Origin of the sequence: Bacillus mobilis, from assembly GCF_001884045.1 — a bacterium.
Lineage (GTDB): Bacteria > Bacillota > Bacilli > Bacillales > Bacillaceae_G > Bacillus_A > Bacillus_A mobilis.
Map to the genome: position 1 here is coordinate 1 of NZ_MACF01000016.1, position 250 is coordinate 250.

The following is a 250-nucleotide window of genomic DNA, read 5'->3' on the forward strand; positions in this document are numbered from 1 at the left end:
TGGATGAACAGATTAAGCTACGAGGATTCCGTATTGAGCTAGGAGAAATTGAAAGTGCCATTAAACAGATAGAGGGCTTAAAAGACGCCGCTGTAATAGTAAATGAAAAAGATGGTGAAAAAAGCATCTGTGCTTACTTGGTAGCGGAAGAAGTGATAGATATCGAGTGGATTCGTGAGGAGTTAGCGCAAAAACTACCTACCTACATGATCCCTTCTCATATGATGCAAATTGAGCGGGTTCCGGTAAC

Annotated in this window: 1 protein-coding gene; it reads left to right on the forward strand. The window is 41.6% G+C overall.

The genetic code is table 11. The annotated features are described in order from the left end of the window. A partial coding sequence (locus BAQ44_RS00600) for an AMP-binding enzyme (RefSeq protein ID WP_131801841.1) occupies positions 1 to 250 on the forward strand: 250 nt, incomplete at both ends.